Origin of the sequence: Hathewaya limosa (assembly GCF_030815255.1) — a bacterium.
GTDB classification, from domain to species: domain Bacteria; phylum Bacillota; class Clostridia; order Clostridiales; family Clostridiaceae; genus Hathewaya; species Hathewaya limosa.
Genome location: NZ_JAUSWN010000024.1, coordinates 39,893 through 48,028, shown reverse-complemented (window position 1 = coordinate 48,028; position 8,136 = coordinate 39,893). Strand labels below are relative to the sequence as shown.

Sequence of the window (8,136 nt, the reverse complement as noted above, 5' to 3'; positions counted from 1 at the left end):
TATTTTTATTTTTTTATATGGTCGGGGTGACAGGGATTGAACCTGCGACCTCATGGTCCCAAACCACGCGCGCTCCCATCTGCGCTACACCCCGAAGCTATTATACATTTTAAATGATTTCCAGAAAATTTGCAAGTATTTTCTTCATTTATTTTAAACACTTTTAAAGAAATTTTCAAGTATTTTTTTCTTGATTTATTTCTTAATTTGTTTTGTCGCTCTTGTTTGTTTTCCCGACGACAAGGATTATTCTACACTATATAGTTAAATTCGTCAATACTTTTTTTTATTTTTTTTCCTGTTTTTTTAAAGTTAGTTTTTTCATTAAATATGATTGATTTTAAATTTTTTGAATAAACGCCCTTGACCCCTATTTTAGTTTAGTCGTTTTTAGGGCATTTATATCAGTTATTAGGAACTTTGGGGATATCTTATATAAAATTTAGTATAAATCAACTATAGATGGAACTATTTTTGACTCGTTAATCTCTATTAATCCTAAAGTATTGTTCATTGTCCTTGATAAAGATATACTCCCGGGATTTATAAACCATATTTCATCTTCATAATCTATGCACGGTACGTGTGTATGTCCATATAATACTACATTTGCGCCTATTTCTTGTGCTTTATATTTTAAATTGATTAAGTTATTTTTTACCCCATACTTATGACCATGAGTTATAAAAAAGTTGATTCCCTGTATCTCAATTATATCCTCACTTAATTCTTCACATCCAAAATCACAATTCCCCTTAATATTCACTATTTCTCCAGCAAAATTTTCTTTATAAAAATCTACATCATCTATGTTATCACCTAAATGAAATAAAAAATCCGCTTTTTTTATTTTTTTTATAGACGCCGTCATAGCTTCTTTATCTCTATGACTATCGCTTATAACTGCAATCAACATATTCTCTTTTCCTCCATTTTATTAAAGCCTATTTTATGTAATTATCTTAAATTTTAGAGTCTACTTTTAAGTTCTCTCTCTAATTTCTTTAAAGCGATTCCCCTATGGCTAATAGAATTTTTTTCTTCACTGGTAACTTCTGCAAAACTCTTTTTAAATCTTTCCACATAAAATAATGGATCATATCCGAACCCACTATTTCCATGTTCTTCTTTTAATATATAACCTTCAACCTCACCTTGAACCTTTATAACCTCTTCATCATTTAATATTAGTGTCATAGCACAAACAAATTTAGCAATTCTTTGTTCCTTTGGTACACCTTCCAATTTCTTTAAAAGTTTATCTTTATTTTTTTTATCATCATGTTCTCCTGCATATCTTGCAGAATAAACCCCGGGCTCTCCATTTAAATAATCTACCATTAATCCTGAATCATCCGCAAGTACATATGCATCTTTAACCATATCATGAATAGCCTTTGCTTTTATATATGCATTTTCCATAAATGTATTTCCTGTCTCTTCAACATCAACATCTATTCCTTCTTCTTTTAATGATCTTACTTCAAATTTAAAATCTCTTAGAATTGTTTTAATTTCTTTAACTTTGTTTTGATTGTTAGTAGCTAAGATTAACTTTTTCATATCATTTCTCCCTTATCATATATACAAATTTAAATATATTTTTGTTTTTATACAGCTTTTTATATTATTGTAGCATTAATTATCTTATATTTTAATAAATTAAGGCATAATTATTTTTTATATAAATTTCACATTAAAACTTATAAAATAAGCAACTTTTTTGTATATGAATCATATTATCTTTATAAGGATTATTTTAGGTGGTGATATATTTGAAATTTATAGGACCCTTTTTAAGAATTAATTCATTAAAAGAACAAGATATAAGTAATCAGCTGTTTCATTTAAGCAAAGAATCCTTAAGGCATATTGTTCTTGAATCTAGATGTGGAATTCCAGTTTCTCCACATGCATTAAGTAAACATATATCAAAAATTGATATAAACCAAATAAAAAGCTTCTCTCCCTTATTATGCATATATAAAAAAGGTAGTGCAAAATTGACCTTAGAGAACAATACCTTAACTTGGAATACAAATAAATTTAAAAAAGAAATATGTATATCTGCAAATGCCTTAATGACATTAAGCTTACTTGAACTTTCTAATTATTATAAGGACTTTAAAGATATAGATAAGAAAAAATTTAATTTAAGTGATATTTATCTTGCTTTAAGTAAATGTCAATTAGAATTTTATGCTTCTTATCTTAGAAACTTAGAGGGAGTCTTTATTAACAAAATTCATTCTTCAGACTTACTTAGTGATGAACTAAAATTTGAGGAAAAGAATTGCAAATTTAAATTTTCTGATCAGGCTTTATTAATGTGTGCTTATTATCAATATTCTACATTTTTTATGGAAGAAAATGATGATATAAAAGACAATTATGCTAAAGAATATAAAAAATTTGCTTTAGATATACTAAATATGTTTTTAAATTTTAGAGAAAATATCTATGAAGTTTCTTTCACAGAAAAACTCAAAATTTGTGCTGCCTTAAACTTGTTTTATTTTTACTCTAAAAATGAAGATAGTAAATTTTTATTATTGGATACCTACGACTTAATTTTAGATGAATATAATCAGAATATAGTTGACTTAAAGAAAAACAAGGTATTGTGTGATAGTCTTTTACTTATAAATTCTCAATTTATCTATAAGAACTTAAATTTCTTAAAGGCTAAAGAAATTAGTGACACTTTATATACTAAATTAATTTCTATGTATGATGAAAATTTAGGTCTTTATCAAAAAGACTTAGATTCAAAATCTGTAGAATACGATTGTTCTGAACTGGTATGTTATCTATATTCACTTCTAATGTATTCTTCACTTTTTGATAATAACGAGGATATAGATATATTAGAAAACTTATTTAAAAATAGTATAATAAATTCTGGTTTAGTTTTAAGTTGGCCTGAGGTTCCACCTTTAAATGATGCAGAAAGATATAAAAATTTCTCTAAAAAATCTGATGATTTATTAGATGATCAAAATTTTAGAATGCCAACTATACCAACGCCAGAAAGTAATGAATTAGCTTCTATATTTGTAAAAAAGATTTCTTACAATAGAAAGAAATCAGAATTTAAACAAAGCAAATCCAGCTTTGATAGTACTAAGAATATGCTTATATTCTTTATGTGTATTTTCTATAATAACAACTTATTAAAAATGTAGCTTAAAATAATAAGGCTTTAGTATACTGCTTAGTCTAACACCCTTATCTTGCAATACACTAAAGCCTTAAAATCTTTTAAATAATTTCTATATCTTATCTTTATATGCTTTATTAAATCTTATATTGCCACTTTTAGTAACATAAATACCATGAACATATTCTCTTTTACATAGGACAGTATTAAAATTAAAAATAGGTATTACAGGCACATCAGAAGATAGTGTTTTTTCTGCCTTTTCTATATTTGAATATTTAAGATTTAAATCGTTTTCTGTTTTAGCACTATTAACCTCCTGGTCAAAACTTGGATTTTTATATCCACTAACCTCACTAGCAAAATTTCCTATTTGCCATTGATTTAAAAAACAAATGGGATTATCTATGCTTCCTTGAAAATTAACTAAGGCTACACTATAATTTCCATCTTTGATTGCATTTAAAAATTCATTTTCATTATATTCTTTAGTTTCCACATTTAATCCTAACGATTTTTCTAATTCTTCTTTTATGTTTTTTCCTAATAATCTATCAAAGGTTTTTCCTTCATAAATTAAAGTAATATTATTTTTATCTATATTTCCTATAACCGAACCATTTTTATTTGATTTTATATCTTTTTTCTCTTCTTTTAAAGTTATATTATTAAAATTAACTTTTTTTAGATATTGTTTAGCCTCAATTAAGTTTGGATTAAAAGAAAAATAATTTCTGTCACCTAATTCTCCGCCTTTTCCGTTAGAAGTTGAACTAGGTATTATACTATTAGAAGTTTCCGTAGTTTTATTATCCAATAAATCTCTTACTATCTTATTAGATAATGTACTTTTTATAGCTTTTCTGAAGTTTAAATCTCTCCCTATATTATTAGGTGCTACATTAAAAATTAAATCTAATGTTCTAAAAGATCCGTATGTCTTTATAAAGTTTTGTTGTGAAAGCCTACCCACTTCATTCCTTGGAGGATTTACCATAAGATCTATATTAGATAAAATCTTTTTATAATCTTGTTTTTTTACACTAGTATTTCCTCTAATATTTTTTTCTTCTTTTCCTTTAACTTTCTTTATAAAATTAAAAATCTTATGTTTATTGTCTTTTTCATTTAGTTCTTCATAATTAAGCTTACTTAAATAACTCTCAAATTGTACCAGTGCATCCTCAGATTCATTAATAGTTACAAAAGCTATTTTTTTACTTTTCACAGAATTTTTATCCCAATAATGCGAGTTACCTTTTATTGTTATTTGCTTATTATCCTTTACATCATAAATTTCAAATGGACCTGAGTAATTTACCTTATTAAAATTCGTTTTATAATTATCAGTATAAAAATTTTTTTCTCTTAAAGTTAGTAGTGGTTGAGATAAAATATTTAAAAAATAGGAACAAGGATAATTTAATCTTATTTCGAGAATATTATTCTCTTTTGCTTTTATTGCAACATTATCAAAGTTACTTTTGCCTTTCATATATTCCTCAACACCATAAATACATTTTAGCTCTTTTATAAAATAGTTATCTTTTCCTTCTTTTAATATCCATTTGAAGAATTCCTGAAAATCCATAGCTGTTATATTTTCACCATTACTCCATTTAGCATCTTTTCTTATTTTAAAGTCATATTGTATCCTATCATTACTAATAAGCCAGTCTTCTGCTATAGCTGGCTCTATACTTCCTTCTTCTTCTTTAACTAATCCTTCAAAAACCGCAAACAATAGGTCTTTTTCTCTTATTTTATTATTATGTACCATAGTTAAATCTTTGGGCATTTGTTCTAAATTATATATAAGATTATCTCTATCACCATGATTTATTCCATCTTTTTTCTCTATACATGCTGTTAAATTACTAAGAAAAAAACATACCATGATTAGCATTACAATAGATTTCTTTTTATTCACAGTATTCCCCTCTCTTTTAAAAAAGCTAATATATCTCTTTAATTTCTTTAATAATTATTGCCAAAGCAATATATATTTAATCAAAAGCGAGGGTTAATTTTATTTGCGATTTAACTCTTTTTCCATTAATTCTTTTACTAACTTAGGATTTGCTTTTCCTCTAGACCTTTTCATAACTTGACCCACAAACCATGGAAATAAATTAATCTTTCCATTTTTATACGATTGTATATTATCATTATTTTGTTCTAATACTTCCCTTATTAATTCTAAAATTTCATCTTTATTGTTATTCTGAGTTAATCCCTTTTCTTCTATTATATCCAGTGGATTCTTATTTTCTTTTAAAATAATATTAAATACTTTTTTGCCTATATTATTAGAAATTTTTCCATCAAAAATTAGATTAATTAATTCTGCCAAATACTCTTCTTTCATATTCAATTCTCTTATACTTAGATTATTTTCTTTTAAATATGCAAAAACATCCCCTATAAAGAAGTTATAAAGACCTTTATAATATTTACAATTTCTAGCTGCTTTTTCAAAATAACTAGAGTTATTAGAATCACTAATTAAAATTTCTATTTCTTCTTTTGATAACCCATATTCTTTTTTATACCTTTTTAACTTATCTTCTGGAAGTTCTGGCATATTACTTTTTATATTTTCAATCCACTGATCTGAAATTTTAATTGTAGCTAAATCACCTTCTGGAAAATATCTATAATCTTTTCCTTCTTCTTTTTCTCTCATTGTAAAAGTCTTCTCTTTAGAATCATCCCATCCCCTAGTTTCTCTTAAAACTTCTCTATTAGATTCTAAAAGATTACCTTGTCTCTCATATTCATATATAATAGCTTTTTCTACAGATTTGAAAGAGTTTATATTTTTAATCTCAGCTCTGACACCTAAATTTTTATCTTCCGGTTTTTTTAATGAGATATTTAAATCACATCTAAAAGAACCTTCTTCCATTTTACAGTCCGATACACCTAAAGAACTTACTATATCTTTTAAAGATTTTAAGAATAAAATGACTTCTTCTGATGAATTCATATGAGGTTTTGATACTATTTCTAAAAGTGGAACTCCTGCTCTATTAAAATCAATAAAAGTACCGTCTTGTTTATGAATTAATTTTCCTGCATCATCTTCCATATGAATTCTTTCAATTCCAATTCTTTTTTTCTTATTATTAATTTCTATATCAATGTAACCATTCCTACAAATCGGATACACATCCTGTGTTATTTGATAACTCTTAGGTGAATCAACATAAAAATAATTTTTTCTATCCATTCTACAAGTTTTATTTATCTTACAATTTAGAGCTAATCCAGTTTTAATACCTAAGCTAACTACTTCTTTATTTAAAACTGGAAGAGCGCCTGGCATACCAAGACATGTAGGACAAACATGTGTATTAGGTTCTGCTCCAAAAGCAGTACTACAAGAACAAAATATTTTACTTTTTGTGTTTAATTCAACATGTACCTCTACACCCATTACCTTTTCAAAGTTCATTTTTTCCTCCTTAATATTCACTACTTTCCACATTTTAATATTATTTTTTAACCTACTTTCTAGTTCACTTACTCATACTTTCAAAAGAATAAGCAATTTTAAATAATATCTCTTCATTAAAACACATTGTCATTACTTGGAGTCCTAAAGGCATATTTTCTTTTATTCCACAAGGTATGGATATAGCTGGAGCTCCAACTAAGTTAGCTATCACTGTTAATTTATCTTGATTATACATATCAACTGAATTTCTATATTGACCAAGTTTAAACGCTATATCTAAAGTAGTTGGAGTTATAAAAGCATTATATCTTTTAAATATATCTTCAAATTCTTTTCTAATTTTGGATCTAATTTTTAAGGCTCTTCTATAATATTCCTCATGTTGTTCTTTAGCCAATATAAATGTACCTAATAAAATTCTTTTTTTAACCTCTGAATTAAAATTTTCACTTCTAACTTTTCTATATAATTCTTCTGTACTATTATAAGTTCCCTCCATTTTTCCATATCTAATCCCATCAAATCTTCCTAAATTAGAAGACACCTCTGCAGAACTTAGTACATAGTATGTCTCTAAAACATACTCTAAAGCGCTCACATCTATGTAATCTATTTCAGCTCCACATTCTTTTAAAACACTTAAACTTTCTTTAAAATTTCTCTCTACTTCCTCATGTAAACCCCAATTAAAAATCTTTTTAGGCACTGCTATCTTTATTTCCTTTAAATCTTTATTAAATAACTTTTTATTATAATCCTTTTTATTCTCCACTGTAGTTGCATCCTTTATGTCTTTTCCTTTTAAAACATCATACATAATCATACTGTCTTTTACATCACTACTTAAAATACCTACTGTATCCAAAGTTGATGCAAAACTTATCACTCCATATCTAGAAATAGTGCCATAAGTTGGTTTAAAACCTACAAGTCCACAAAAGGCAGCTGGTTCACGTACGGATCCACCTGTATCTGTACCTATTGCAATAGGCACTTCTTTACTAGAAACGGCTGCTGCTGAACCACTTGAGGATCCACCTGGTACTCTTAATAAATCTTTTGGATTTCTTGTATTTTTAAAATAACTATTTTCTCCAGAAGATCCTATTGCAAACTCATCCATATTAGTTTTACCAAATATTATTCCATTTTCATCTTTTATTTTATTAACTAACGTAGCTTCATATGGTGATATGAAATCTTCTAACATCCTTGATGCACAGGTTGTTTTCATATCTAAAACATTTATATTATCCTTTATACCAATAGGTATACCTTTTAACTTTCCTATATTTTTTCCGTTTTCTAGTTCTTTATCTAGATATTCAGCCTTATTTAAAATTTCATCTTCATTTACAGTTAAAAATGCCTGAACTTTAGGCTCTATTTTTCTATAATTGTCTAAAAAAGCTTCGTTAACTTCTCTTACTTTAACTTGCTTTTTTTCTACAAGTTCTATAAGTTCATGAACTTTATAGTCTATTATGTTCATCAATAATACCTCCCCTATTTATTT

Annotated in this window: 6 protein-coding genes and 1 tRNA gene; 1 reads left to right on the top strand and 6 read right to left on the bottom strand. The window is 26.4% G+C overall.

Going from position 1 to position 8,136, the window contains the following annotated elements; all coding sequences use genetic code 11:
- Positions 1 to 18: 18 nt before the first annotated feature.
- The 3 genes from QOZ93_RS12005 to QOZ93_RS11995 all read right to left on the bottom strand — a co-directional run bounded on the left by QOZ93_RS12005 (position 19) and on the right by QOZ93_RS11995 (position 1,563).
- Positions 19 to 94 (bottom strand) — tRNA-Pro (locus QOZ93_RS12005).
- A 348-nt stretch (positions 95 to 442) separates the two neighbouring features.
- Complete coding sequence (locus QOZ93_RS12000) at positions 443 to 916, bottom strand: YfcE family phosphodiesterase (RefSeq protein ID WP_307356736.1); 474 nt, start codon at positions 914 to 916, stop codon at positions 443 to 445.
- Between the two features lie 53 nt (positions 917 to 969).
- The gene (locus tag QOZ93_RS11995) at positions 970 to 1,563 is read right to left on the bottom strand and encodes an XTP/dITP diphosphatase (protein ID WP_111941028.1); all 594 of its coding nucleotides are present in this window, start codon (positions 1,561 to 1,563) and stop codon (positions 970 to 972) included.
- 212 nt (positions 1,564 to 1,775) lie between these two features.
- On the opposite strand from QOZ93_RS11995, the gene QOZ93_RS11990 reads away from it, so the two are divergent.
- Entirely contained in the window at positions 1,776 to 3,185 is a 1,410-nt protein-coding gene (locus QOZ93_RS11990; RefSeq protein WP_111941026.1) for a hypothetical protein, read from the top strand.
- Between the two features lie 87 nt (positions 3,186 to 3,272).
- Here QOZ93_RS11990 and QOZ93_RS11985 read toward each other — a convergent pair whose 3' ends face one another.
- The 3 genes from QOZ93_RS11985 to gatA all read right to left on the bottom strand — a co-directional run bounded on the left by QOZ93_RS11985 (position 3,273) and on the right by gatA (position 8,112).
- Positions 3,273 to 5,090 (bottom strand): ABC transporter substrate-binding protein, encoded by a 1,818-nt coding sequence (locus tag QOZ93_RS11985; RefSeq protein WP_307356735.1) that lies wholly within the window; start codon positions 5,088 to 5,090, stop codon positions 3,273 to 3,275.
- A 99-nt stretch (positions 5,091 to 5,189) separates the two neighbouring features.
- Positions 5,190 to 6,617 (bottom strand): Asp-tRNA(Asn)/Glu-tRNA(Gln) amidotransferase subunit GatB, encoded by a 1,428-nt coding sequence (gene gatB, locus QOZ93_RS11980; RefSeq protein WP_307356734.1) that lies wholly within the window; start codon positions 6,615 to 6,617, stop codon positions 5,190 to 5,192.
- Between the two features lie 64 nt (positions 6,618 to 6,681).
- On the bottom strand, positions 6,682 to 8,112 hold the full coding sequence (gene gatA / locus QOZ93_RS11975) for an Asp-tRNA(Asn)/Glu-tRNA(Gln) amidotransferase subunit GatA (protein ID WP_307356733.1): 1,431 nt from the start codon (positions 8,110 to 8,112) through the stop codon (positions 6,682 to 6,684).
- Positions 8,113 to 8,136: the final 24 nt, after the last annotated feature.